The following is a 24,081-nucleotide window of genomic DNA, read 5'->3' as shown; positions in this document are numbered from 1 at the left end:
TACCGGCTCACACCAGGGCGGCGGCCTCCTTCGCGGAGAGGCTGCCGCCTTCGGCGTACCCGGCCGCGCACGCCTCGTAGGCCGCGTCGCCGAGCGCGCCGCGCGCGTGCTGTTCGGCCTGGCGGTAGACCTCGCGTTCCATGAAGGTCCGGACATGCCCGGGCGGCAGCAGCGCCTCCGCCGCGACGAGGCAGCGGACGCCGTCCCGGGCCCGGCCGCCACCGTCGAGCTCGGCGAGGGCGACCGCGGCGATCCCCAGGTACAGCGAGGTCATGTGCGGGGCGATGGCCTCGGACAGCGGGTCACCGGCCCGTTTCAGCGCCTTGCGAATCTTGTCCACGGACTCCTCGTACTCGCCGTCCAGCGCCGCCACCCAGGCCTCCGAGCCGAGGATGAACGCATCGAAGACGATGAAGTGCGCGATGTGGAACTCCTCGCGCAGCAGGCGCAGTTCCTCGCGCGCCTCCGGGATCCGGCCGGACGTGGCGAGGCGGCTCGCGAGGAACATCCGGGCGGCGGGCATCGCCTCGCTGCTCGCGCCGTGCGGCCGGTCGATGACCTCGCGCAGGATGCGCTCGCCGCGTTCGAACTCGCCCTCCTCGATGAGCACACTGCCGAGCCGGGCACCGAGCACGGCCGTCTGCCCGTGGGCGCCGAGCCGTTCGGCGTGTTCGATCGCGGCCTCGTAGTCGACGGCGGCGAGCCGGTACTCGCCGATGCGCTCCCGGGCCTCGGCGCGGGCGGAGAGCGCCTCGGCGACGCCCCAGGTGTCGCCGAGGCGGCGGAAGATCTCCAGTGACTCGTCGGCGTCCCGGGCCGCGTCGCCGGCCCAGTCGGTACGGTTGGCGAGCATGTTGGCGCGCATCTGGAGGGTGGTGGCGAGCTCCCACTCCATACCGGGGGTGGTCCGGCAGGTGTGGACGTCGGCGTCGAGGATCTCGGGCAGCCGCTCCACGCTGCCGCTCAGCATCACGGCGAAGAACCAGAACATGCCGGGCGTACGGCAGGTCTGCGGCAGGCCCGGTTCGTAGACCTCGGCGATGAGGCGCAGTTTCTCCTTCGCGGCCGGTGTCTCCCAGGCGTCCAACTCCGTGTCCATGCAGGCCAGATGTGCTAGATGGACTCCGCGCCGGGCCTCGGCGAGGAGTTCTCCGGTGAGCGGGGGCGGGACGTCGGTACAGCGCTGCCAGACCGGGGCGGCGCGCTGGAGAGGGGCGGCGAAGGGGTTCGGCCCCAGGGCCATGACCTCGGCGCACCAGTTGCGGGCCTCCATACGGACGTCGCGCATCTGCCAGTACCAGATCAGCGACAGGACGAGACAGATGGCCTCCTGTTCGTCGCGCTCGGCGACGGCGTGCCGCAGCGCGGTGCGGAGGTTCTCGTACTCGCGCTCCAGCCGCTCCACGGCGGCGAGTTGGCCGGGGCCACGCAGCAACGGGTCGGTGGTGCGGGCGAGTTCGCGGTAGTACGTCAGATGGGCGCGCTCGGCGCGAGGGCGGCGGCCGGCCTCGTCGAGCCGTTCGCCCGCGTACTCGGCGACGGTCTCCAGGAGCCGGTAGCGCATCTCCCCGTCTCCCGAAGGGGCCGCCACCACAAGGGACTTGTCGACCAGGGAGCCGAGCGTCTCGAACGCGACGGGCCCGCACACGGCCTCGGCGGCGGCGAGGTCGCAGCCGCCGGCGAAGACGGACAGGGTGCTCAGCACGTCCCGTTCGTCCGCGTCGAGCAGGTCCCAGGACCAGTCGACGACGGCCCGCAGGGTCTGCTGGCGGGGCAGGAGCGTACGGCTGCCCGAAGTGAGCAGCCGGAAGCGGTCGTCGAGCCGGTCGGCGATCTGACGCGGCGTCAACATCCGCAGCCGGGCCGCCGCCAGCTCGATGGCCAGCGGCATCCCGTCGAGCCGTCGGCAGATCTCGGCGCAGGCCTCGATGTCGTCCTCGACCGCGAACCCCGGCCGGGCCGCCGCGCCCCGTTCGGCGAGCAGCCGTAGCGCGACGGGGTCGGGCAGGGGCTCCACCGGGCGCAGCAACTCCCCCGGTACGCCCAGGGGTTCGCGGCTGGTGGCGAGCACGGTGAGCTCGGGGCAGCGCTCCAGCAGGGCCTCCACGAGGCGGGCGGCGGCGTCCACGACGTGCTCGCAGTTGTCGAGGACGATCAGCATCCGGCGCCGGCCGCAGTGCTCGGCGAGCCGCTCCACGGGGTCGTCGTGCCGCTCTCCCCCGGCGGCCCGGATCGCCTCGGCGCCGGCGCCGTACATCACGGTCTCGCGCGCCCCGAGGGCGGTGAGCACGGCCTCCGGTACGGCCTCGGGGTCGTCGACGGGGGCGAGTTCGGCCAGCCACACGCCGTCCCGCGACGCGTACCGCACGCGTTCGGCGGCCTCCTGCGACAGCCGTGTCTTCCCGGCCCCGCCCGGCCCGAGCAGCGTCACCAGCCGGGCCGCCGCGATGTCCCCGCGGATGGCCTCGATGTCGGCCTCCCGGCCGACGAAGGAGGTGAGGCGGGCGCGGAGGTTGCCGGGGGGTGGGACGGCGTGGTCCGCGGGGGCGTCGGTGCCGGGCCGCCCGTGATCGGCGTCGCCGACGGTCGTGCCGTGAGCACCGGACGCGTTGCCGTCGCCCGGTCCGCCGGTGCGGTCGTGGGCGCCAGGTCCGCCGAGGCCGGCACGACCGCCGAGCCCGCCGGGTCCCGCGGCGCCACCACTGCTCCCCTCACCACCGGGACTGAGCAACTCCCCGTGCAGCGCCCGCAGTTCGGGCCCCGGGTCGGAGCCCAGCCGGTCCGCCAGCAGCTGTCGTACGTCCTCGTAGGCGGCCAGTGCCTCCGCCGTGCGGCCGGTGGCTCGGAGGGCCTGGAGACGGAGGGACTGGAGGGGTTCGTCGAGGGGGTGGGTATCGCACAGGGCGGTCAGTTCGGGCAGGGCGGTGTCCGCGTCGCCCAGGGCCAGGGCCGCCGTCAGGCGGGCGCGGCGGGCGTCCAGGTGACGGGTCTCCCAGCGGGCCGCCTCCGCCGTACGGTCGGGGAGGTCCGCGAGGGCCGGGCCGCCCCACAGTGCCAGCGCGTCGTCCAGGGCCTCGGCCGCCTTCGCGGGGTTGCCGTCGGCCAGCGCCCGCAGCCCCTCGCCGGTCAGCCGCTCGAAACGGTGCAGGTCGATGTCGTCGGCGGCGACGGCGAGCCGGTAACCGCTCTCCGTGGAGCCGATCGCGTCCGCGCCGAGTGCCCGGCGCAACCTGCCCACCAGCGCCTGCAGTGCGCCCGTCGCGTCGGCGGGCGGGTCGGCGCCCCACACCTCGTCCACCAGGAATCTCGCGGGCACGGCCCGGTCGGGCCGCAGGGCGAGCACGGTGAGCAGGGCGCGCAGCCGCGCCCCGCCGACCGGGACAGGTGTGCCGTCGGGACGGAGTGCCTGGGTGGTGCCGAGAATGCGATAGCGCACGGGGTCCATTGTCTCTGGTGGCGACGGAAGCGGTCACGGGGTTGGGGCGGCGCGGCGCCGGGCACGGCGTACGGGAGCCGCCGTCCCCGAGGGGTGACGGGGTCGCGGATCGCGTGCCAGAGTCCCATGCGCCCACCTTCCCCGGAACCGGTGGCCACCCGCGAGACGTTTTCCCCTAGTGCCCGGTACCGTCGGGCTTCGCGATCCACCGACCCCCAGCAGGGAGCCCGCCCCCATGACCGCCACCACCACCCGCCCGAGCGACCGGCGGATCAGTCCCGTCTTCCTCGGGATCCTGGCCGTCACGGCGGTGACCGGCTGGGCCACCTGGACCGGGTTCGCCGAGAAGCCGGGCATCGCCGTGTTCCTGTTCGTGACGGCCGCGTGGATCGTCTCCCTGTGTCTGCACGAGTACGCGCACGCGCGCACCGCGCTGCACAGCGGTGACATCTCGATCGGCGGGAAGGGCTATCTGACCCTCAACCCGCTGAAGTACACGCACGCGCTGCTCAGCATCGTGCTCCCGGTGATCTTCGTCATCATGGGCGGCATCGGGCTGCCGGGCGGCGCGGTGTTCATCGAGCGGGGCCGTATTCACGGCCGCTGGAAGCACAGCCTGATCTCGGCGGCGGGCCCGCTGACGAACGTACTGTTCGCGGCGGTCTGCACGGCCCCGTTCTGGCTGCACGCCCTCGACGGGGTGCCGGCCGAGTTCCAGTACGCGCTGGCCTTCCTGGCCCTGCTCCAGGTGACCGCGGCGATCCTGAACTTCCTGCCGGTGCCGGGCCTGGACGGCTACGGCGTGATCGAGCCCTGGCTGTCGAACGACATCAAGCGGCAGGTCGAGCCGTTCGCGCCGTTCGGTCTGCTGTTCGTGTTCGCGCTGCTGTGGGTGCCGTCGATCAACCGGGAGTTCTTCGACATGATCGACGCGATCCTGCGGGGCCTGGGCGTCAGCGACTGGGCGACGTCGTACGGCTACAGCCTCTACCAGTTCTGGCGCTAGGAAAGGTCTTGGGCCGCGCGTCCGCGCTTGAGGTAGTACCAGCACATGTTGGACGAGAGGCCCGCGAGCAGTACCCACACGATGCCGATCCAGCTGCCCTCCACGAAGGAGACGACCGCGGCCGCCACGGCGAGCAGGCAGACGACGAGGGCGTAGAGGGCGAGGCGGGGCATGGGATCGGCTCCTGTCGGCGGAACGTGGGGGACGCTGATGCGGTTGGTCGCCACCAGTGTCCCCCACCCGCTCAGACGTCCGTGACGCGCAGCCCCGCGTGTGCCTTGTAGCGGCGGTTGACCGAGATCAGGTTCGCGACCAGGGACTCCACCTGGTGGGCGTTGCGCAGCCGGCCCGCGAAGACGCCCCGCATGCCGGGGATGCGGCCGGCCAGCGCCTGGACGATCTCGACGTCGGCCCGCTCCTCGCCGAGGACCATGACGTCCGTGTCGATCTCGGCGATCTCCGTGTCCATGAGCAGTACGGCCGACAGGTGGTGGAAGGCGGCGGCGACCCGGGAGTCCGGCAGCAGGGCGGCGGCCTGTTCGGCGGCGCTGCCCTCCTCCGGCTTCAGCGCGTAGGCGCCCTTCTTGTCGAAGCCGAGCGGGTTGACACAGTCGACGACGAGCTTCCCGGCCAGTTCCTCGCGCAGCGACTCCAGCGTCTTGCCGTGGCCGTCCCAGGGCACGGCGACGATCACGACGTCACTGCGGCGCGCGGTCTCCGCGTTGTCGGCGCCCTCGACACCGTGGCCGAGTTCGTCGGCGGCTGCCTGCGCGCGCTCGGCGGCGCGGGAGCCGATGATCACCTTCTGGCCGGCCTTGGCGAGCCGGTAGGCGAGGCCCTTGCCCTGCGGCCCGGTCCCGCCGAGCACGCCGACCACCAGTCCGGAGACGTCGGGGAGATCCCACGGGTCCTTGGCGGGGGCCTTCGCCGGAGGCGTCGCGGGGGTCTGTGCAGCACTGTCGGTAGAGGTCATGGGCCGACTTTACGTCCGCCTCCGCACCCGTATCGGCTCAGGTGAGGTCCGTCACGGGCACCCGCGAGAACGTGATCGTCTCGTACGCCCCGAAGTCCCCGGTCTCGTAGAGGAGTCCGACCGTGTCGTCGTCGACGCGGACGAGGTCGGAGTAGGCGGCGGGCAGGCCGTCGACCGTGAACACCGGGCGCCAGGTGGTGCCGCCGTCGGCCGAGGCGCGCAGGGTCATCAGGGCGCGGGCGGCCGGGTCGCCGGGGCCGGAGTACAACAGCACGTCGGGATCGCGGAGTTGGAGGACGCCGGCCTCGCAGACGGGGGCGGCGAGACCGGCCTGCGGGCGGAACGGCTTGACGAGGGTCCTCCCGCCGTCCTCGGAGTACGCGTCGGCGCGGTTGCCGGGGGACGGGGAGTCGTTGCGGGTGTTGAAGTAGACGCGCCCGTCCGGGAGTTCGGCGGCGGTGGTCTCGTTGCAGTTGATGTAGCCGTCGGTGTTCTCGTCGACGTAGCCGAGGTACCAGGTCTCGCCGCGGTCGTCGCTGAGCAGGCAGTGGCCGCTGTTGTACTCGGCCTCGTTGCCGACGTCGGTGCCGGTGGGCGGGATCGTGTGGTTGCCGGGGACGACCACCCGGCCGGTGCTCAACTGGATCGCGTGCCCGGGGGTGGTGGCGTACCAGCGCCACTCGGGCTTCTTCACCTGCTCGGTGATCTCCTTCGGACTCGACCAGGTGACCCCGTCGTCGTCGCTGTAGCGCACCCACACCCGCCGCCCGTCGGCCGCCTTCACCTTGCCGCGCAGGATGGCGTCCTCGCTCGCGGAGGCGGCGGAGCGGACGTGGACGAGCAGGATGCGGCCGGTGTCCAGGACGACGGGGGCCGGGTTGCCCGCGAGGTCGGTGGCGTTGTCGGCGGCGACGGTCTGCGGGCCCCAGGTGCGCCCGCCGTCCGTGGAGCGGCGCAGGACGATGTCGATGTGGCCGTAGTCGCTCGCGGAGGCGACCCGGCCCTCGCAGAACGCGAGGAGGGTACCGGCGCGGGAGACCACGATCGCCGGGATCCGGTAACTCGCGTAGCCCCCTTGGCCCGCGCGGAAGGGGACGGTGACGTCTGCGGTGTCCGTCATGGGGTGGCTCCTCGTGCGACGTGCGGCCGATGAGCCCGCACCTTCCCCAAGTTGGGCGAATTCGCGGTGAACTCCACGTCACGAGTGGCCGGTTGCGGCAGGATGCGCGGACATGGACGCCGTACGGGTCGCGCTGCTTCGCGAAGTGCTCGCCGGGACCGAGTGGTTGGGGGCCACGCGGCGGTTCGCGGGGGTGCTGCGCGGGTCGGTGGTGGCGCACGGGGGCGGGCTGCTGCTGGTGGGCACGCCCGCGTACGAGCCGTGGCATCTCGCGGCGCATCTGGTCGACGAGGCCGCCTGGTCGGGCACACCGGAACTGGCCCCGACTCTGGTACGGCATGACGCGCGACCCTCCAACCCGGCCCATCTGGCCGTCGGACTCGGCCGGATCGAGGCGGCCCGGCGCGGCGAGACACTGCTCGTCGTGTCGCCGGAGGGGCCGGGTGATCCGCTCCTTGAACGGGTGCACGACGCCCGCCGGGCCGGGGCGACCGTCCTCTCCCTCGGCTCCGAGGACCGTGAACTGGCGTCCCTGGCCCATGAGTCGCTCGCCGTACCGGACGGCACGGACCTGGACCTCGACACCGTGCAGCATCTGGTGAGCGCGGCGGCCGGGGAGAACGTGTTGCCGGCGGCGCGGGGGCGGAGGCGGTTCCGGGACCGACTCTCCCGTCTCACCGACCAGTTGACGGCCCCGCCGCCCGCCCGCTGGTAGGGAGCCTGAAATCCGGTTGCCAGGCCCTCCCCCGGCCCCGACCATTGCCCCTCGTGACCGACAGCACCGCTCCCCCTGCCCGCCTCCGCGCCCTCCTCCCCGACCTCGCCCCCTGGCACGCCTCCGCCGACTTCCGCCGGCTCTGGGTCGCGGGCCTGATCTCGAACTTCGGGAACTTCCTGTCCTTCGTCGCGCTCCCGGTCCAGCTCAAGGAACTCACCGGTTCCGCCGCGGCGGTGGGCGCGATCGGTGCCGTGGAACTCGTGCCGTTGATCGTGTTCGGGCTCTACGGCGGTGCGCTCGCCGACGCGTGGGACAAACGGAAGCTGATCGTGTGGACCGAGGTCGGGCTGGGCGTGCTGTGCGGGGCGCTGCTGCTCAACTCGCTGCTGCCGGCGCCCGCCGTATGGCCGCTGTATGTGATCGCGGCGCTGACCTCGGTGCTCGGTTCGGTGCAGCGGCCCGCGCTGGACTCGCTGTGGCCGCGGATCGTGGCCCACGAGCACATGACGGCCGCGTCGGCGCTCAACTCCCTGCGCTGGACGGTCGGCGGGGTCGTCGGACCGGCGCTGGCGGGTGTGGTGGTGGCGTTCGCGGGGCTGCCCTACGCGTACGCGGCGGACACGCTGACGTTCGTCGTGTCCGTGGTCCTGATCTTCCGGATCGCCGCCTCCCCCGGCGCCCACGAGGCGCAGAAGCCGTCGCTGCGGTCGATCGCGGAGGGCGCCCGGTACGCGTGGAGCCGCAAGGAGCTGCTCGGTACGTACGCGATCGACCTCGCGGCGATGTTCTTCGCGATGCCGCTGGCGGTGCTGCCGTTCCTCGCGGACGACCTGCACGCCGAGTGGGCGCTGGGGCTGATGTACTCGACGGTCCCGGCGGGCGCCCTGCTGGTGAGTGTGACCAGCGGCTGGACCTCGCGGATCCACCGGCACGGGCGGATGGTGGTGCTGGCCGCCGCGCTGTGGGGCGTGGCGATCGCCTGCGCGGGTGCCGTGGGCAACGTATGGCTGGTGCTGCTGTTCCTCACCGTCGCGGGCGGCTGCGACATGGTCAGCGGCATTTTCCGCGCGGTGATCTGGAACCAGACGATCCCCGACGAGCTGCGCGGCCGGCTCGCCGGGATCGAGCTGCTGTCCTACTCGGTGGGCCCGCAGCTGGGCCAGGTCAGGTCCGGTGGCATGGCCGCGCTGTCCGGGGTGCGGACCTCGGTGTGGGCGGGCGGGCTGACGTGCGTGGGCGCGGTGGGGCTGCTGGCCGCAGGACTGCCGAAGCTGATGTCGTACGACGCGAGGACGGACGAGCACGCGCTGCGGCTGAAGGAGCAGCGCGCCGCCGACGCCACTGCCAGTGCCTGATCAGTCCTCGTCGGCGCTCCCCTTCGTGGCGTCGTGCCACTTGGGGTCGTTCTCCCACTCCAGGTTGCGCTCGCGGGCCGTCTCCATCGCGTGCTCGGCCTCCGCGCGGGTGGCGTACGGCCCGAAGCGGTCCTTGGCGGGGCACTCCGGCCCCTCCTCGACCTTCTTGTGTTCGAGGCAGTAGTACCACTCGCCGGGCTTCCCGACCGTGCGCTTCTTGAACAGGGCCATCAACGGCTCCTTTCCCTACGGCCATGTTCCCCCATGTCCGCTGGTTAGACTCGCTGGCATGTCTGGCCAGTCGCTGCTCGTACCAGGGGAGCTCTCTCCCACCCGTTCCGTGCCCGGAAACATCCGTCGCCCCGAGTACGTCGGCAAGCCCGCGCCGACCCCGTACACCGGGCCGGAGGTGCAGACGCCCGAGACGATCGAGGCGATGCGGATCGCCGGGCGGATCGCCGCGCGAGCGATGGCGGAGGCCGCGAAGGTCATCTCGCCGGGTGTGACCACGGACGAACTCGACCGGGTGGCGCACGAGTACATGTGCGACCACGGCGCCTATCCGTCCACGCTCGGCTACCGCGGCTTCCCCAAGTCCCTGTGCACCTCCCTCAACGAGGTGATCTGCCACGGCATTCCGGACTCCACGGTGCTGCGCGACGGCGACATCATCAACCTCGACGTGACGGCGTACATCGGCGGGGTGCACGGCGACAACAACGCGACGTACCTGGTCGGCGACGTCGACGAAGAGTCCCGACTCCTGGTGGAGCGCACCCGCGAATCCCTCGACCGCGCGATCAAGGCGGTCAGGCCGGGCCGCCAGATCAACATCATCGGCCGGGTCATCGAGTCGTACGCCAAGCGCTTCGGGTACGGCGTGGTCCGGGACTTCACCGGCCACGGCATCAACACCTCGTTCCACTCCGGCCTGATCGTCCCGCACTACGACAGCCCGCACGCGACGACGGTCATCCAGCCCGGGATGACGTTCACCATCGAGCCGATGCTGACGCTGGGGACGCACGAGTACGACATGTGGGACGACGGGTGGACGGTCGTCACGAAGGACCGGAAGCGGACGGCGCAGTTCGAGCACACGTTGGTGGTGACGGAGACGGGGGCGGAGGTTCTCACGCTGCCGTAGCACCCCGGGACCACCTCGGGACCCGTCCTCTGCTGAGGGCGGGTCTTTTCTTGTACGCTTTTACCGACAGAATGTCGGCAACCCGTTGACAGCATGTGGAGGCCGAGACCTTCACCTTCATGAGCGACCTGCTCGGCGACCGGCTGGGCGTGGCCGCGTACGCCCGCTACACCGAGCAACTGTGGTTCGTGTACGAGGCGTTGGAGACCGGTGCCGAGCGGCTGGCGGCGGATCCGGTGGCCGGGCCGTTCATTCGGGGCGAGTTGTTCCGGCTGCCCGCGCTGGAGCGGGACCTTGAGCATCTGCGGGGTGCGGACTGGCGGGCGGGGTTGACTGCGCTTCCCGCGACGCGGGCCTATGCGGACCGGGTCCGGGAGTGCGCGGAGTCGTGGCCGGCCGGGTACATCGCCCATCACTACACGCGTTACCTCGGGGACCTCTCCGGCGGGCAGATCATCCGGGACAAGGCGGAGCGGACGTGGGGGTTCTCGCGGAAGGGGGACGGGGTGCGGTTCTATGTTTTCGAGGGGATCGGCAATCCGGCGGCGTTCAAGCGGGCGTTCGCGTTGAACACGGGGGTGTTCCGGGCGTTGGGGGAGGAGTTTCCTCTGTCGGCGTGACTCTGGGCCTCACAGGAAGCGCAGTCACTCCATCGCCGGGCCGTACCTGTTGATGGGCTTTCCGCAGGTGACGGCAGAGGATCTCGTATTGACGGAGACTCCCACGGGCAACATCTGGATGGAGCGAAGGCTTGAAGTCGCCCACTATCGGGCGCTCTTCGACGATGCGCGCACCGCTGCGCTGCCGCCGACGGAATCACTCGCACTCATCCGTCGCACTGCCAAGGAGTACGGTCAATGACCCACGAAGGCCACGAAACCTCGCGTCCCGGGACAGCGATATGACGTAAGAGCAGCTACAGCGGCGGCCAGGGCGAATGCCTCGAACTCGCCCCCGATATCCCCGCGTTCGCCCCCGTCCGCGACAGCAAGACCCCCGCCGGCCCAGTCATCCCGTTCGGCCGCCACGCCTGGCGCGCCTTCGTCGCACACCTCGGCTGAGTCTCAGCGCTCCAGAAAGACCCTGCCGCCGACCTCGACCCAACCCCCGGGCTGCGGAGCCGTAAGGATCTGCGACCCCGCACCCTGAGTGATGTTGAGAGCGCGGCCCAACTGGTCGGTCAGCAACAACGCCGCCGCGCCCGTCGCCTCGTCCTCGTGGATGCCGTCGTCGCGGCCGGGGAAGGCGCGGGCGCGGACGCGGCCCGCTGCCTCGTCCTCCCAGGCCCAGGCGTAGATCCACTCGCCGGGCGGGGGCACGGGCAGGGCGTCGACCTCGGTGGCGGTGGCGTACTGGCGCAGGGTGCGCGGCGGGGCCCACTCCGGGAGCGCCTCGATCCAGCTGAACTCGCCGTCCAGGCGGGCGCCGACTATGCCTGCGGGCGTGACCAGTTCGGGTATGTCCAGGAGCCAGGCCGTGCCGACGCAGGGGTGGCCGGCGAAGGGCAGGCGCAGGGTGGGGGTGTAGATGTCGATGACTCCGCGCTCGGGGTCGTCGACGAACACCGTCTCGCTGAAGCCGAGTTTCCCGGCGAACAGCTGTCGCTCGCCCGGGTCCGGCATGACGGAACCCTCGCGGACGACGCCGAGTTCGTTGCCGTATCCGCCGCTGGGGCCGCAGAAGACACGCAGTACGTCGTAGTCAGTCACGGGGGAATTGAAGCATCACATCGGCGGCCAGGTCGTCCCAGGTGGCCAGGCCGCCGGTGAGGGGGCAGCTACCGGTGCGCGCGTCGTAGGGCAGCGCGGACAGCGCCTCGCCGAATCCCCTTTCCAGGGTGGCCCGTTGGCGTGTGGGGTACTCCGCGGGGCGGCTCATGCGCTGTTCGTGCGCCTCGGTCAGTTCATCGGCGGTACGGCGCCAGTCCGGCTCGTCCGGTACGCGGCACAGCACCATGCACACCGGTTGCGCGCCCTCCGCGAGCGCGGCCACGGCGCGGTCGTGGCCGTCGAGGATCAGCCAGCCGTCGAGGAAGGTCACCCCCAGACGAACCGACGGCCGCGCTCGACCTCCGGCACCAGGAACTGGTGCTGCGGCTGTGCCGGGAAAGGGCGCACGCCGGGGACGCGGTGGTCGTGGCGCTGCACGATCTGGCGCCGGCCGCCGGGTGACGTTTTCACCGAGGAGTTGCTCTCGGACGTCTACGACCAGCCGGTTGAGGTGTTTCCGCATCCGCGCACGGGGGCGGCCGTCGTGGCTCCACGGCACCACGCTTGACCTTCCCTTGACCATTCCTTGCCATGCGCTTTCCGCCATCGAGATCAAGCCGTGTCTGTGATTTTTCTGTGATCAGTGAATACCCACCCGGGCGGGTATGAGTGAGGTAAGCCTCAGGTAAGTTAGGGCAGCCTCACCACACTGCCTCACCAGACACTCCCGCTTGGAGCCTGCATGCGTGCCGTCCGACTTCCCGTCGTCACCGCTGTCGCCGCCGCGGCCGCACTGACCGCCGTCACGGCGTGCACCGCGAAGAGCGACGCCAAGGACGGCGACGCGATCCAGGTCACCGCGGCCGACTCCAAGTGCACGACCTCGACCAAGTCGATCCCGGCCGGCCAGGTCACGCTGAAGATCGAGAACACCGGCTCGAAGGCGACCGAGGTCGAGATCCTCTTCCCGGACGACCGGATCGTCTCCGAGAAGGAGAACATCGGGCCGGGCACCAAGTACACGCTCACCGCAGAGGTGAAGGCGGGGTCGTACGAGATCGCCTGCCGGCCCGGGATGAAGGGCCACGGTGTGCGGCAGAAGCTGACCGTCACCGGTGGCTCGGTCGCCAAGCGCGATCCGAAGCTGGACGCGGCCGTCGCCGCCTACCGCGAGTACGCGCAGAACGAGGCCGACGCGACGATCCCGAAGGTGGAGACGTTCGTCAACGCCATCAAGGCGGGCGACCTCACCGCCGCCAAGAACGCCTACGCCCCCTCCCGCGTCGGCTGGGAGACCACCGAGCCGATCGCCGAGTCGTTCGGGGACATCGACCCCAAGACCGACACCCGCGTCAACGACCTGGAGAAGGGCCAGAAGTGGACCGGCTGGCACGCGCTGGAGAAGGCCCTGTGGGTGGACAAGAAGGTCGGCACCGCGCAGAAGGCCCTCGCCGATGAGCTGCTCACCGATCTGAAGGACTGGCAGAAGCGGGTCGGCAAGGCGGAGATCACCCCGACCTCCATGGCCAACGGCGCCAAGGAACTCCTCGACGAGGTCGCCACCGGCAAGGTCACCGGCGAGGAGGACCGCTACTCGCACACCGACCTGAGCGACTTCAAGGCCAACGTCGACGGCGCCGAGAAGGCGTACGAGCTGCTGAAGCCGGTCGCGCAGAAGAACGACGCGGCGCTGACCACCGAGCTGGACAAGCAGTTCGCCGCGATCGACACGCTGCTCGACAAGTACCGCTCGACCACGACCTCGGACGGCTTCGTGCCGTACGACAAGGTCACCAAGGACCAGCGCAAGGAACTGTCGGACGCGGTCAACGCCCTCGCGGAGCCGCTGTCCAAGCTCGCCGCCGCCGTTGTGAAGTAGGCCTGAAATGACCGAAGTTCAGGAGAGCGAAGTCCAGCAGAGCGGTTCGCCGTCCCGCCGTTCGCTGATCGGCTGGGGCGGTGCCGGGCTCGCGCTCGGTGCCGTCGCGGCCGGTGGCGCGGTCGCGATGACCCGGGTCGGTGAGGACGTCGATCCGGCGGGCGCCGACACCGGTGCCGCGGTCGCCTTCCACGGCGCCAACCAGGCGGGCATCGCCACGCCCGTGCAGGACCGGCTGCACTTCGCCGCGTTCGACGTGAAGACCGACGACCGCGCCGAGTTCGTGCGGATGCTGAAGGACTGGACGGCCGCCGCCCGGCGGATGACCGGCGGACACGCGGTCGGCGAGGGGGCCTACGGCGGGCTCGCCGAGGCGCCGCCGGACGACACCGGTGAGGCGCTGGGGCTGAAACCCTCGCGGCTGACCCTCACGATCGGCTTCGGGCCGTCGTTCTTCGAGAAGTTCGGGCTCAAGGACGCCCGCCCCGAAGCGCTCGTCGACCTGCCGCAGTTCCCCGGCGACAACTTCGACAAGTCCCGTACGGGCGGCGACCTTTGCGTCCAGGCCTGCGCGGACGATCCGCAGGTCGCCGTGCACGCGATCCGCAACCTGGCCCGGATCGGCTTCGGCAAGGTCGCCATCCGCTGGTCCCAACTCGGCTTCGGGAAGACCTCGTCGACGACCCCGGGGGCTCAAACCCCGCGCAATCTCATGGGGTTCAAGGACGGCACCCGCAACATCGCGGGCACCGAGACGGACCGGCTGAAGAAGTTCGTGTGGGTCGGCGAAGGGGATGTCAGCGAGAACTCGGCCTGGATGACCGGGGGTTCGTATCTCGTCGCCCGGCGCATCCGGATGAACATCGAGACCTGGGACCGGACCTCGCTCCAGGAGCAGGAGGACGTCTTCGGCCGGGACAAGGGCGAGGGCGCGCCGGTCGGCAAGGCGAAGGAGCACGACGCGCCCTTCCTGAAGGCGATGAAGCCCGACGCACACGTCCGGCTCGCGCACCCCGACTCCAACGGCGGGGTCACCATCCTGCGCCGGGGCTACTCCTTCACCGACGGCACCGACGGCCTCGGCCGGCTCGACGCGGGCCTGTTCTTCCTGGCCTACCAGCGCGACGTCCGCAAGGGGTTCATCCCGCTGCAGCGCAGGCTGTCGGCGACCGACGCGCTCAACGAGTACATCCAGCACGTGGGTTCGGCGGTCTTCGCCGTCCCGCCGGGCGTCCGTGACAAGGACGACTGGTGGGGCAGCACGCTGTTCTCCAAGAACGCAAAGGAGTCGTAGACCGTGTTCTCCAACTATCTGATCGGTCTGCGCGAAGGGCTGGAGGCCAGCCTCGTCGTCTGCATTCTGATCGCCTATCTGGTCAAGACGGACCGGCGGGACGCGCTGAAGCCGATCTGGATCGGCATCAGTGTCGCCGTCCTCATCGCGATGGGCTTCGGCTGCGCGCTCGAATTCGGCTCCCAGGAGCTGACGTTCGAGGCGCAGGAGGCGCTCGGCGGCTCGCTGTCGATCCTCGCGGTCGGTCTGGTGACGTGGATGGTGTTCTGGATGCGGCGCACCGCCCGGCACCTGAAGTCCGAGCTGCACGGCAAGCTGGACGCGGCCCTCGCGATGGGCACCGGCGCCCTGGTCGCCACCGCGTTCCTCGCCGTCGGCCGCGAGGGCCTGGAGACCGCGCTGTTCGTGTGGGCGTCGGTGCACGCGGCGAGCGACGGCACCCCGCGCCCGCTGGTCGGCGTGGGCCTCGGCCTGGCCACCGCCGTGTTCCTGGGCTGGCTGTTCTACCGCGGCGCCCTGAAGATCAACCTCGCCAAGTTCTTCACCTGGACCGGCGCGATGCTCGTCGTCGTGGCGGCGGGCGTGCTGGCCTACGGCTTCCACGACCTCCAGGAGGCCGACTGGATCCCGGGGCTGACGAATGTGGCCTTCGACATCAGCGGCACGATCCCGCCGGACAGCTGGTACGGCACCCTCCTCAAGGGCGTCTTCAACTTCCAGCCGGACCCGACCGTCCTGCAGATCACGGTGTGGCTGCTGTACCTGATCCCCACGCTCACCCTGTTCTTCGTCCCGGTAGGGTTCGCCTCCGGGAAGGGGAAGGTGAAGACACCTGATGAGCAGGGATCGCAGCCCTCGAAGGCTCCGCAGGCTTGACCGGCGCGTACTGACAGCGGCCTCGATGGCCGCTTTGTCGCTGACGGCGAGCGGGTGCGTGGTGGTCCACGGGGAACGCGAGGTCCTCCCGGCCACCACGCGCGCCGAGGCCGCCAAGGCGCTCCAGCAGTTCACGACCGCGTACAACGCGGCGGACAAGGCGTACGACAGCTCCCAGGACGCCGCCCATGTCACCGGCGCGCTCGGTGACATCGACGCGGCGCGGCTGAAAGCGGGGCACACCAACTACCCGTCGGGGAACCCGAGTTACTCCCCGCTGGAGCTGACGGACGCGAAGTTCACCATCCCGAAGAAGGCCGGCTGGCCGCGCTGGTTCCTCGCCGACACCGCAGCCAACAAGGGCGGCAGCGCCCGCTGGCTGCTGGTGTTCACCCGCAACGACCTGTCCGAGCCGTGGCAGGTGGCGTATCTGACCCTGCTCGCGCCCACCGCCGTACCGAAGTTCAGGACCGACAAGGACGGCTGGGCCGAGGCCGTGCCCACGAACTCGGCCGAACTCGCCGTCGCGCCGGGGGACTTGAGCAAGCGCTATGCGACATATCTGAAGAGCGGCGGGACGGACTTCGCGGACGGCGCGCACACCAGCGCGTGGCGCGCGGACCGCGAGAAGGCCACCAAGCCCGGTCTGGCCGTCCAGTTCCTCGACGAACCGGTGACGAACGGCGACTACGCGCCGCTGGCGCTGCGCACCGCGGACGGCGGGGCGCTGGTGTTCTACACGACGCGCTATTTCCAGAAGGAGACCGCGGCGACGGGCACCTCGGTGCCGGCCCAGAACAAGGACGTGCAGGCGCTGACGACGGGCGCCGTGCAGCAGTCCCTCACCCTCCAACTCGTGTCCAACCAGGTGGCGTTGGACCCGAAGCGGGGCGGCAGGGTGTCGGTGCTGGGCCGGATCGAGGGGCTGACCTCCGCGCAGGGCGGCTGACGGATCGGGCGGTCGAAAACCCTGGCGGTCAGCAAGCCCCGGCGGTCAACGGCCCAGCGGCCAGGCCGCGTTCGCGTGATCGGGCTCCTGGCCGGCGTGGCGGGCGCAGGCGTCCGTGAGGGTTTCGAGGAGGGTCAGCGGGTCGGGCAGCGGATGCTCGGGGCCGCGTACCCAGTGAACGGACTGGTTCTCACCGGGCAGTTGGGCCGGAGGTACGAGGACGTAGGACCCGCGGCAGTGCCAGCGCAGCCCCGGGTGTTCGTCCATCGTCTCGGGGTGGCAGTCCAGTTCGCACGGCCACCACTCGTCCTCGTCCTCGGGAGTGCCGCGGGTGAGGGTGAAGAAGAGTAGCCGGCCGTCGTCGCTCGCGGCGACGGGCCCGACCTCGATGCCTGCGGCGAGCAGCCGCTCCAGCGCCTCGTGCCCGGCCTCCAGGGGGACGTCGAGGACGTCGTTGACCATGCCGGTCGCGGTGATGAAGTTGGCCTGCGGCTGGTGGCGGGCCCAGCGCTCGATCTGCGCGCGGTCGGTCGTGGACTGCGTCTGCCAGGCGAAGGACACCGGGTGCCGGGCGGGTGTGGGGCAGCCCACACGGTCGCACGAACATCGATAGCCCGGGGCCGGGTGCGCGGCGGGGGCGAGCGGCAGTCCCGCTCCGGCGGCGGCGAGCAGCAGCGCCTCGCGCCCGCTGCCGTCGGCGGCCTCCTCCTGCGGGCGGCGTCCGCGCAGCCACGAGGAGAGTCTGCCCTGCCGACCGGTCCGGCCACCGAACGTCGCGCTCATCTATCTCCTCGCCCCGCTGTTGTCGCCCTGCTGTTCTCGTCCTGTTGTTGCACGGAGAACTTCCCCCATCGTCGCACCATCCTGCGCCCCGGGAGGCGGTACCCCACATGCGGGGTAGGTGGGACGAGACACACCGAGACCCGGATCACCGCCTATCGCACGATTTGCCAGGATTTACGACCTTCAGGCCTACGACGGCCAGGGGTCCCCCCAGTTCGCGTCCCGCGCCGCCTTGTACAGGTCGCCGTGGCGTTTGGTGACCGTCGTCCGGCGCAGCTGCTCGTCGCTCTCGCAGAGGTCGAGGAGCACCTGGCCCTTGCGGATCTGCGGACGGCGTACGACCCGGGCGGGGGCGGGTTCGACGGGCAGGCGGGTGGCGGCGACGTAGCTGAACTTCTCGTCCTCGTACGGCAGGGAACCGCCCTTCACCTGCCGGTGCAGGGAGGAGCGGCTGACCCGGGCCGAGAAGTGGCACCAGTCCTCACCGGGGACGATCGGGCAGGCGGCGCTGTGCGGGCAGGGGGCGGCGATGCGGAACCCGGCGCCGATCAGCCGGTCCCGGGCCTCGATGACGCGGGCGTAGCCGTCGGGGGTGCCGGCCTCGACGATCACCACGGCCTGGGCGGCGGACGCGGCGGCGTCGACGAGGGCGGCGCGGTCGGGGACGGTGAGTTCGTTGAGGACGTAGGAGACGGTGACGAGGTCGGTGGCGTCGAGGGTGAGCGCCGAGCCGATGCGAGCCTGCCGCCAACTGGCGTTCCGCAGGCCGGGGTTGGCGGCGGCGATCTCCTTCCCCAGCGTGAGTGCGGGTTCGGCCCAGTCGAGTACGGTCACCGGGCGGTCGCCGGACCAGGTCGCGGTGACGGCCCAGGTCGCGGCGCCGGTGCCGCCGCCGACGTCCGTGTGTCCCCGCGGAGTCCAGCCGGGTACGGCGTCGGCGAACGCGTCCAGCGCGGAGCGTACGGCTTCGAAGGTCGCCGGCATCCGGTAGGCGGCGTAGGCGACGACATCCGCGCGGTCCCTGAAGATCGGGGCGTCGGTCGGGGTGGCCCCGCGGTACTTGCCGATCAGGCGTTCCACGGCACCGGCGGCCTGCCTGGGCGGAAGCCCGCCGAGCAGCGCGGCGAGAGCGGTACGGAGGGTTTCGGCCGGGGTCACGGGGTCGTTCACCCGCCGATTCTAAGTGGCCCGGGGTGAGTGCCGCCGTCCCTGGGGGCTCCGCCCCCAGACCCCCGGGACCTGTGCCCACCCACCGCCCGTTTACTGTCGGTCAAGAAGTGACCGTCTAAAAACCCCGCACCGCCCGTGCCACCCGCGTCCCCGCCGCCGCCCGCGGCCCGCTGTCCGGCCCCCTCCTCCGCGGGTGCACCGTGTTCGCCAGCAGCACCAGGAACGTGTCCGTCGCCGGGTCCAGCACCAGTGACGTCCCCGTGAACCCCGTGTGCCCCACCGCCCCGCGTCCCGCCAACTCCCCCATGTACCAGGCCTGATCGACCCCGAAGCCGAGCCCCGGCGGGGTCAGCAACAACTCCACGAAGTCCGCGCCGAGGATGCGGGCGGGGCCGTAGGAACCCCCTGCCAGCAGCGTGCGGCAGAAGACGGCCAGGTCGCGGCCGGTGGAGAAGAGGCCCGCGTGGCCGGCCACGCCGCCCAGTGCCCAGGCGTTCTCGTCGTGGACGACGCCCCGCAGCATTCCCCGGTCCGCCTTGGCCCACGGTCGGCGTTGGTCCTCGGTGGCCGCCGCGCCGGGGCAGGGGCCGAAGTCGGTGGAGGTCATGCCCAGGGGGCGGGTGATGCCGTCGTGGACCAGGACGTCGAGGGTGCGCCCGCTGACGCGTTCCAGGACGAACTGGAGCAGGAGGAGGTTCAGGTCGGAGTACACATACGTGCCCGGCTCCCCTGCCGGCGCCTCCTCCCGGAGCATCGCCAGCCGTTCCGCGTCGTCCGCGCAGTCGTACAGCGGGAGTTCGGGGCGCAGGCCGGAGGTGTGGGTGAGGAGCTGGCGGACGGTGATGTCGTGGCGGGCGGCGGCGCGGAAGTCCGGGAGGTAGGCGCCGACGCGGGCGTCGATGCCCAGGGTGCCCCGCTCGATCTGCTGCATCGCGGCGACGGACGTGAAGAGTTTGGTGAGGGAGGCCAGGTCGAAGGGGGTGTCGACCGTCGTCGGGACACGGGATGCCGGTGGCAGGTCGACGCCCCGGTCGGTCTCGGGGTCGTAGGCCGAATACCGTACGGCCCAGCCCGCCGCCTCCTCCACGGCGATCACCGGGCCGCGGCCGGCGACCACGACGGTGCCGGCCGCCCAGGGGCGGTCGCCGGTGGTGAGGTCGTGGACCTCCCGGATCAGGTGACGGAGTTCCCCGGGGTCGAGGCCCGCCCGTTCCGGTGTGTCGCTGCGCAGTCTCGGGGCGCTCAGCTCCCCACTCCCTCCGCGGTCGTACGGGTGTTCCAGGGACGGCACATTCCCACGAAGCAGGCCACCGCCACCAGTGCGGCCACCAGTTGGACGACGGCCATGGGTACGGCGGTGTGTTCGCCCGCGATGCCGACGAGCGGGGAGGCCACGGCTCCGATGAGGAAGGAGGAGGTGCCCAGCAGCGCGGAGGCGGAGCCCGCGGAGTGCTTGGTGCGCATGAGGGCGAGGGTCTGGGCATTGGGGAGGGTCACGCCCATCGCCGACATGAGGACGAAGAGGGCGGTGGCCACCGGGGCCAGCCCCACCTCTCCGAACACGCCCGTCGCCATCAGCAGCAACGCCGTCGCGGCCAGCACCACCACCGCCAGGCCCGCGCCCAGCACCTTGTCCATGGAGACCCGGCCGACCAGCAGCTTGCCGTTGATCTGGCCGACCGCGACCAGGCCGACCGAGTTGACGCCGAACAGCAGGCTGAAGGTCTGCGGGGAGGCGCCGTAGATCTCCTGGACGACGAAGGGGGAGGCGGAGATGTAGGCGAACAGGGCGGCGAAGGCGAAGCCGCCGGTGAGCATGTAGCCGGTGAAGGGGAGGTCGGCGAGGAGGCGGCGCATGGAGCGCAGGGCCTCGCCGGTGCCGCCGACGTGCCGGTCGGCGGGTGCGAGGGTCTCGGGGAGGCGGGTCCAGACGAGGACCGCGAGGGCCGCCCCGACCAAGGTCAGGATGACGAACACGCCCCGCCAGTCCGTCACCCGCAGGATCTGGCCGCCGACGAGCGGCGCGACGATCGGGGCGACCCCGGAGACCAGCATGAGGGTGGAGAAGAAGCGGGCCATGGCCACACCGTCGTAGAGGTCTCGTACGACGGCTCGTGCGATCACTATTCCGGCCGCGCCCGCGAGGCCCTGGAGCAGGCGGAAGGCGACCAGGAACTCCACGTTCGGCGCGAACGCGCACAGGGCGGTCGCCACGACGTAGACGGCGAGGCCGGTCAGCAGCGGGCGTCTGCGGCCCCATCTGTCGCTCATCGGGCCGACCACCAGCTGCCCCAGCGCCATGCCGGCGAGGCACGCGGTGAGGGTGAGCTGCACGGTCGCTGCGGGGGCGTGCAGGGCGCGGGTGACCGCCGGGAGCGCGGGGAGGTACATGTCCATCGACAGCGGGGGTGTCGCGGTGAGGCCGCCGAGGATGAGGATGACGAGGAGGCCCGCGCGGCGGGTCGCCTCGATCGACGACGGTACGACGGACTGCGGCGCGGCCTGCGCCTGCGCCTTCTGCTCGGGCATGTGCCCCTCCCTCCCTGGCTGATCCGCCACCTATGCTCTCAGCTCGTACAGGGTGCCGAGGTACTGGTGAACGAGGGTGGGGCCGCGATGACGGAAGAGAAGGTGCGCTGGGGGATCCTGGCGACCGGCGGGATCGCCGCCGCGTTCACGGCGGCGCTGATCGAAGCATCCGATAGCGGCTCCGCCGCGGGGCCGGACGCCGAGGTGGTCGCGGTGGCCTCGCGGACGGAGGAGTCGGCGAAGGCGTTCGCGGAACGGTTCGGGATCGAGCGGGCCTACGGCGACTGGGCCGCGCTGGCGGAGGACGGGGACATCGATGTCGTCTACGTCGCCACCCCGCACTCGGCGCACCGCGCGGCGGCCGGTCTCTGTCTGGAGGCCGGACGGAACGTGCTCGTCGAGAAGGCCTTCACCCTCAACTCCCGTGAGGCCACGGAGCTCGTGGAACTGGCGAGGGCGCGCGGCAGCTTCCTGATGGAGGCCATGTGGATGTACTGCAATCCGCTGGTACGGCGGCTGAAGGCCCTCGTCGACAACGGTGCGATCGGTGAAGTGCGTACCGTCCAGGCCGACTTCGGGCTCGCGGGGCCCTTCCGGCCCTCGCACCGGCTGCGGGACCCGGCGCAGGGCGGCGGCGCGCTGCTGGACCTCGGGGTGTACCCGGTGTCGTTCGCGCACCTGCTGCTCGGTGAGCCCGCCGACATCAAGGCGTCGGCCGTGCTGTCCGCCGAGGGCGCCGATCTGCAGACGGCGGCCCTGTTCTCCTGGGACAGCGGCGCGCTGGCGTCGCTGCACTGCTCGATCGTCGGCGGTACGGGGACCTCCGCGTCGGTGACCGGATCGCTGGGCCGGATCGACATCCCGGACGGCTTCTTCCACCCGGAGCGGTTCGTGCTGCACCGGGACGGCCGCGACCCCGAGGAGTTCGTCCTCGACCCGGCCGACGGGCCGCGCAACACACTGCGGCACGAGGCGGCCGAGGTGATGCGGGCGCTGCGGGCCGGTGAGACCGAGTCACCGCTGGTGCCGCTGGAGGGCACCCTCGCGGTGATGCGCACGCTGGACGCGGTGCGGGAGCGGATCGGGGTGCGGTACCCGCAGGAGGGCTGACGCCGGCTCGTAGCCTGCGGTCCATGAACGCTGAGCAGTCGAGGATCGCCGTGGTGACCGGCGCGGGGTGTCGGTGCCGACGCCCTGGGGGCTGTGCCCCCCGGCCCTGAACGGGCCTCGTCCTCAAACGCCGGACGGGCTGATTGACATGGGCCTGTACCCGGTTGGTGCCGGTGGAGGAACTGCCGTACGACGCGTGGCGGCAGGTTGTGGACACCAATCTGGGGCGTTCCTGTGTGCGGCACACACGCCCCGGCCGCACTCCGTGGCCTACACCGCGACCAAGCACGCGCTGACCGGGCCACCAAATCTCCCCCACTCTCGATCGCGGTCGGGCAGATCGACATCGGGAACGCGGCGACGGACATGACGCGGCGGATGGAGAGCGGGGCGCTGCAGGCCAACGGGGTGGTAGCCCCGGAACCGGTGATGGATGTCGCGGATGTGGCGCGCACGGTGCGGCACATGGCGGAGCCGCCGTTGGCGGCGAATGTGCAGTTCGCGACGGTGTTGGCGACCTCTATGCCGTATGTGGGCCGTGGCTGAGGCAAGTTGCACAAACGGAATTTGACCGTCCGTACCATTGCGCCCGGTTACTGACTTATGCTCAACTCTTCTCCACCAAAGCTTCACACTTGGGGCACTGAGCTTCCACAGACCACACCCGAGGGGGGAGGCGACAGTCGTTCCACCGCCCGGGTGGGGGTGGGCCTCGCGTGGGACCGCGAGGTTTCACACCGGGCGGTGGAACGGCTGTCGCGTAATTGATTCAACTCCCCTGGTTCTCTTCGGCCTTGGCCGCCGCTACGGCCGCCCGCCGCCTGCGCAGCGCGAACGTGCCGCCCGCGAGCAGGACCACCGTTCCGGCCGCTCCCTCCAGCAACCGCCAGGGCGAGGCACCGCCGTCCGACGACGAGGCCGACGCGCCCGTGGCCCCCGGAGCCCCCTTGGCGCCCTTCCCCGACGGTGCGGGGCTCGCGGTCGCCCCGCCCTCGCTCAGCGGCTCGACCAGCGTGCCCACCGCCCGGGCCGAACTCCCTTTGCCGAAGCCCCAGTCGAGCAGTGCCTCGGTCTCCTTGTAGACCTCGTTGCCGCCGTTGGCCGGGTGCATCACGGTGACCAGGAGGGTGCGGCCGTCGCGGGTGGCGGCGCCGGTGAAGGTGTTTCCGGCGTGGCTGGTGTAACCGTTCTTGACGCCGATCATGCCCTTGTACGGGCGCAGTCCGTAGGCGCCGGTGAGCAGGCGGTCGGTGTTCTGGATCTGGAAGGTCTTCTTGCCGCCGGCCGGGAAGTTCGCGGTCCTGGTGGAGCAGTAGGCGCCGAAGTCGTCGTCGTGCAGGCCGTGCCGGGCGAAGAGGGTGAGGTCGTACGCCGACGAGACCTGCCCGGGGTGGTCGAAGCCGTCCGGGCTCACCACATGGGTGTCCAGGGCCTGGAGGTCCTTCGCCTTGGCCTGCATCTCGGCGACCGTCCTGGCGATCCCCCCGTTCATGTGGGACAGCACATGCACGGCGTCGTTGCCGGAGCGAAGGAAGACGCCCTGCCACAGCTGGTGGACGGTGTAGGTGATGCCGGGCTTGACGCCGACCATGCTGGAGCCGGAGGGGACGTCGGCGAGGTCGGCGTCGGTGACCCGGTAGGTCAGGGTCCGCTCGAACTTCCCCAGCACGGTGTCGGCGAACAGCATCTTCAGCGTGGACGCTGGCGCGAGGCGCTGGTGTGCGCGGTAGGAGGCGAGCACCTCACCGGTCTTGTGGTCGGCGACGAGCCAGGAACGGGCGGTGAGCTTCTTGGGCAGACCGGTGGCACCACTCGTCTGGATCCCGTCGCGGGCCAGACGCTCACCGCCTATCACTGTCGCCGCGGACGCTGGAGTGGCCGCTGCCACGGGAAGGGCGGCGGCGGTCAGACCGAGAGCGGCACGCCGGGTGAGCCGAGAGGAATCGCGCATCCGGGGACCGTACAAAATCGGACCGGGGCGGTTCACGGCGGGGTGGCGAAAGACGCCGGAAGGAAGGCGCGGGACC

The 24,081-nt window shown here is 71.2% G+C and carries 23 protein-coding genes and 3 pseudogenes; 14 read left to right on the top strand and 12 right to left on the bottom strand.

Features of this window, described 5'->3' with window-relative positions; translation table 11 throughout:
• Window positions 1–7: 7 nt before the first annotated feature.
• Entirely contained in the window at window positions 8–3,445 is a 3,438-nt protein-coding gene (locus OH768_RS37400) for an AfsR/SARP family transcriptional regulator (protein ID WP_406460464.1), read from the bottom strand.
• 226 nt (window positions 3,446–3,671) lie between these two features.
• Here OH768_RS37400 and OH768_RS37395 point away from each other — a divergent pair, with 226 nt between their 5' ends.
• Entirely contained in the window at window positions 3,672–4,442 is a 771-nt protein-coding gene (locus OH768_RS37395) for a site-2 protease family protein (RefSeq protein ID WP_406460462.1), read from the top strand.
• Here the strand turns inward: OH768_RS37395 and OH768_RS37390 are convergent.
• The 3 genes from OH768_RS37390 to OH768_RS37380 all read right to left on the bottom strand — a co-directional run bounded on the left by OH768_RS37390 (window position 4,439) and on the right by OH768_RS37380 (window position 6,535).
• Window positions 4,439–4,615: a hypothetical protein gene (locus OH768_RS37390; protein WP_406460460.1), complete on the bottom strand. Its 177-nt coding sequence runs from the start codon at window positions 4,613–4,615 to the stop codon at window positions 4,439–4,441. The genes OH768_RS37395 and OH768_RS37390 overlap by 4 nt on opposite strands.
• Window positions 4,616–4,686: 71 nt before the next feature.
• Entirely contained in the window at window positions 4,687–5,415 is a 729-nt protein-coding gene (gene npdG, locus OH768_RS37385) for an NADPH-dependent F420 reductase (RefSeq protein ID WP_359613904.1), read from the bottom strand.
• Between the two features lie 37 nt (window positions 5,416–5,452).
• Complete coding sequence (locus OH768_RS37380) at window positions 5,453–6,535, bottom strand: exo-alpha-sialidase (RefSeq protein ID WP_406460458.1); 1,083 nt, start codon at window positions 6,533–6,535, stop codon at window positions 5,453–5,455.
• A gap of 112 nt (window positions 6,536–6,647) precedes the next feature.
• Here OH768_RS37380 and OH768_RS37375 point away from each other — a divergent pair, with 112 nt between their 5' ends.
• Both OH768_RS37375 and OH768_RS37370 read left to right on the top strand, forming a co-directional pair.
• Window positions 6,648–7,250, top strand: coding sequence for a hypothetical protein (locus OH768_RS37375; RefSeq protein WP_406460456.1), 603 nt, complete (start codon window positions 6,648–6,650; stop codon window positions 7,248–7,250).
• A 53-nt stretch (window positions 7,251–7,303) separates the two neighbouring features.
• Window positions 7,304–8,608: an MFS transporter gene (locus tag OH768_RS37370; RefSeq protein ID WP_406460454.1), complete on the top strand. Its 1,305-nt coding sequence runs from the start codon at window positions 7,304–7,306 to the stop codon at window positions 8,606–8,608.
• Here OH768_RS37370 and OH768_RS37365 read toward each other — a convergent pair whose 3' ends face one another.
• The gene (locus OH768_RS37365) at window positions 8,609–8,839 is read right to left on the bottom strand and encodes a hypothetical protein (RefSeq protein ID WP_019067283.1); all 231 of its coding nucleotides are present in this window, start codon (window positions 8,837–8,839) and stop codon (window positions 8,609–8,611) included.
• A 58-nt stretch (window positions 8,840–8,897) separates the two neighbouring features.
• Here OH768_RS37365 and map point away from each other — a divergent pair, with 58 nt between their 5' ends.
• The 4 genes and pseudogenes from map to OH768_RS37345 all read left to right on the top strand — a co-directional run.
• The gene (gene map / locus OH768_RS37360) at window positions 8,898–9,755 is read left to right on the top strand and encodes a type I methionyl aminopeptidase (RefSeq protein ID WP_406460452.1); all 858 of its coding nucleotides are present in this window, start codon (window positions 8,898–8,900) and stop codon (window positions 9,753–9,755) included.
• Between the two features lie 95 nt (window positions 9,756–9,850).
• Window positions 9,851–10,375 (top strand): heme oxygenase (biliverdin-producing), encoded by a 525-nt coding sequence (locus OH768_RS37355; protein ID WP_406460450.1) that lies wholly within the window; start codon window positions 9,851–9,853, stop codon window positions 10,373–10,375.
• A gap of 31 nt (window positions 10,376–10,406) precedes the next feature.
• Window positions 10,407–10,616: a Scr1 family TA system antitoxin-like transcriptional regulator gene (locus tag OH768_RS37350; RefSeq protein ID WP_406465604.1), complete on the top strand. Its 210-nt coding sequence runs from the start codon at window positions 10,407–10,409 to the stop codon at window positions 10,614–10,616.
• Between the two features lie 56 nt (window positions 10,617–10,672).
• A pseudogene (locus tag OH768_RS37345) lies at window positions 10,673–10,816 on the top strand (DUF397 domain-containing protein); the annotation flags it as partial.
• Window positions 10,817–10,819: 3 nt separating this feature from the next.
• Here the strand turns inward: OH768_RS37345 and OH768_RS37340 are convergent.
• Together OH768_RS37340 and OH768_RS37335 are read right to left on the bottom strand one after the other, a co-directional pair.
• Entirely contained in the window at window positions 10,820–11,464 is a 645-nt protein-coding gene (locus OH768_RS37340; RefSeq protein ID WP_406460448.1) for a PhzF family phenazine biosynthesis protein, read from the bottom strand.
• On the bottom strand, window positions 11,457–11,795 hold the full coding sequence (locus OH768_RS37335; protein ID WP_406465843.1) for a hypothetical protein: 339 nt from the start codon (window positions 11,793–11,795) through the stop codon (window positions 11,457–11,459). Before OH768_RS37335 ends, OH768_RS37340 begins: the two co-directional genes overlap by 8 nt.
• A gap of 5 nt (window positions 11,796–11,800) precedes the next feature.
• Here OH768_RS37335 and OH768_RS37330 point away from each other — a divergent pair.
• From OH768_RS37330 to OH768_RS37310, 5 genes and pseudogenes are all read left to right on the top strand, one after another.
• Window positions 11,801–12,032, top strand: a pseudogene (locus OH768_RS37330) (hemin ABC transporter ATP-binding protein); the annotation flags it as partial.
• 174 nt (window positions 12,033–12,206) lie between these two features.
• Entirely contained in the window at window positions 12,207–13,343 is a 1,137-nt protein-coding gene (efeO, locus tag OH768_RS37325) for an iron uptake system protein EfeO (RefSeq protein WP_406460446.1), read from the top strand.
• A 7-nt stretch (window positions 13,344–13,350) separates the two neighbouring features.
• Complete coding sequence (gene efeB, locus OH768_RS37320) at window positions 13,351–14,637, top strand: iron uptake transporter deferrochelatase/peroxidase subunit (protein WP_406460444.1); 1,287 nt, start codon at window positions 13,351–13,353, stop codon at window positions 14,635–14,637.
• Between the two features lie 3 nt (window positions 14,638–14,640).
• A complete protein-coding gene (gene efeU, locus OH768_RS37315; RefSeq protein ID WP_406460443.1) occupies window positions 14,641–15,513 on the top strand; it encodes an iron uptake transporter permease EfeU in 873 nt (290 codons plus the stop codon).
• On the top strand, window positions 15,473–16,462 hold the full coding sequence (locus tag OH768_RS37310) for a hypothetical protein (protein WP_406460441.1): 990 nt from the start codon (window positions 15,473–15,475) through the stop codon (window positions 16,460–16,462). The genes efeU and OH768_RS37310 overlap by 41 nt, the downstream gene beginning before the upstream one ends.
• A gap of 45 nt (window positions 16,463–16,507) precedes the next feature.
• On the opposite strand, the gene OH768_RS37305 is transcribed toward OH768_RS37310, so the two are convergent.
• From OH768_RS37305 to OH768_RS37290, 4 genes are all read right to left on the bottom strand, one after another.
• The gene (locus tag OH768_RS37305) at window positions 16,508–17,245 is read right to left on the bottom strand and encodes a bifunctional DNA primase/polymerase (RefSeq protein ID WP_406460439.1); all 738 of its coding nucleotides are present in this window, start codon (window positions 17,243–17,245) and stop codon (window positions 16,508–16,510) included.
• 189 nt (window positions 17,246–17,434) lie between these two features.
• Complete coding sequence (locus OH768_RS37300; protein ID WP_406460437.1) at window positions 17,435–18,415, bottom strand: small ribosomal subunit Rsm22 family protein; 981 nt, start codon at window positions 18,413–18,415, stop codon at window positions 17,435–17,437.
• Window positions 18,416–18,530: 115 nt separating this feature from the next.
• Complete coding sequence (locus tag OH768_RS37295; protein ID WP_406460435.1) at window positions 18,531–19,706, bottom strand: serine hydrolase domain-containing protein; 1,176 nt, start codon at window positions 19,704–19,706, stop codon at window positions 18,531–18,533.
• A complete protein-coding gene (locus tag OH768_RS37290) occupies window positions 19,658–20,944 on the bottom strand; it encodes a multidrug effflux MFS transporter (RefSeq protein ID WP_406460433.1) in 1,287 nt (428 codons plus the stop codon). Before OH768_RS37290 ends, OH768_RS37295 begins: the two co-directional genes overlap by 49 nt.
• Window positions 20,945–21,031: 87 nt before the next feature.
• Between OH768_RS37290 and OH768_RS37285 the strand changes: the two genes are divergently transcribed.
• On the top strand, window positions 21,032–22,054 hold the full coding sequence (locus OH768_RS37285) for a Gfo/Idh/MocA family protein (protein WP_406460431.1): 1,023 nt from the start codon (window positions 21,032–21,034) through the stop codon (window positions 22,052–22,054).
• A gap of 167 nt (window positions 22,055–22,221) precedes the next feature.
• Window positions 22,222–22,600 (top strand): annotated as a pseudogene (locus OH768_RS37280) (SDR family oxidoreductase); the annotation flags it as partial.
• A 223-nt stretch (window positions 22,601–22,823) separates the two neighbouring features.
• Here the strand turns inward: OH768_RS37280 and OH768_RS37275 are convergent.
• On the bottom strand, window positions 22,824–24,005 hold the full coding sequence (locus OH768_RS37275) for a D-alanyl-D-alanine carboxypeptidase family protein (RefSeq protein ID WP_406460429.1): 1,182 nt from the start codon (window positions 24,003–24,005) through the stop codon (window positions 22,824–22,826).
• Window positions 24,006–24,081: the final 76 nt, after the last annotated feature.

It is taken from the genome of Streptomyces sp. NBC_01622 (assembly GCF_045209635.1).
GTDB lineage: Bacteria > Actinomycetota > Actinomycetes > Streptomycetales > Streptomycetaceae > Streptomyces.
This window is presented reverse-complemented; position numbering and strand designations above follow the sequence as displayed.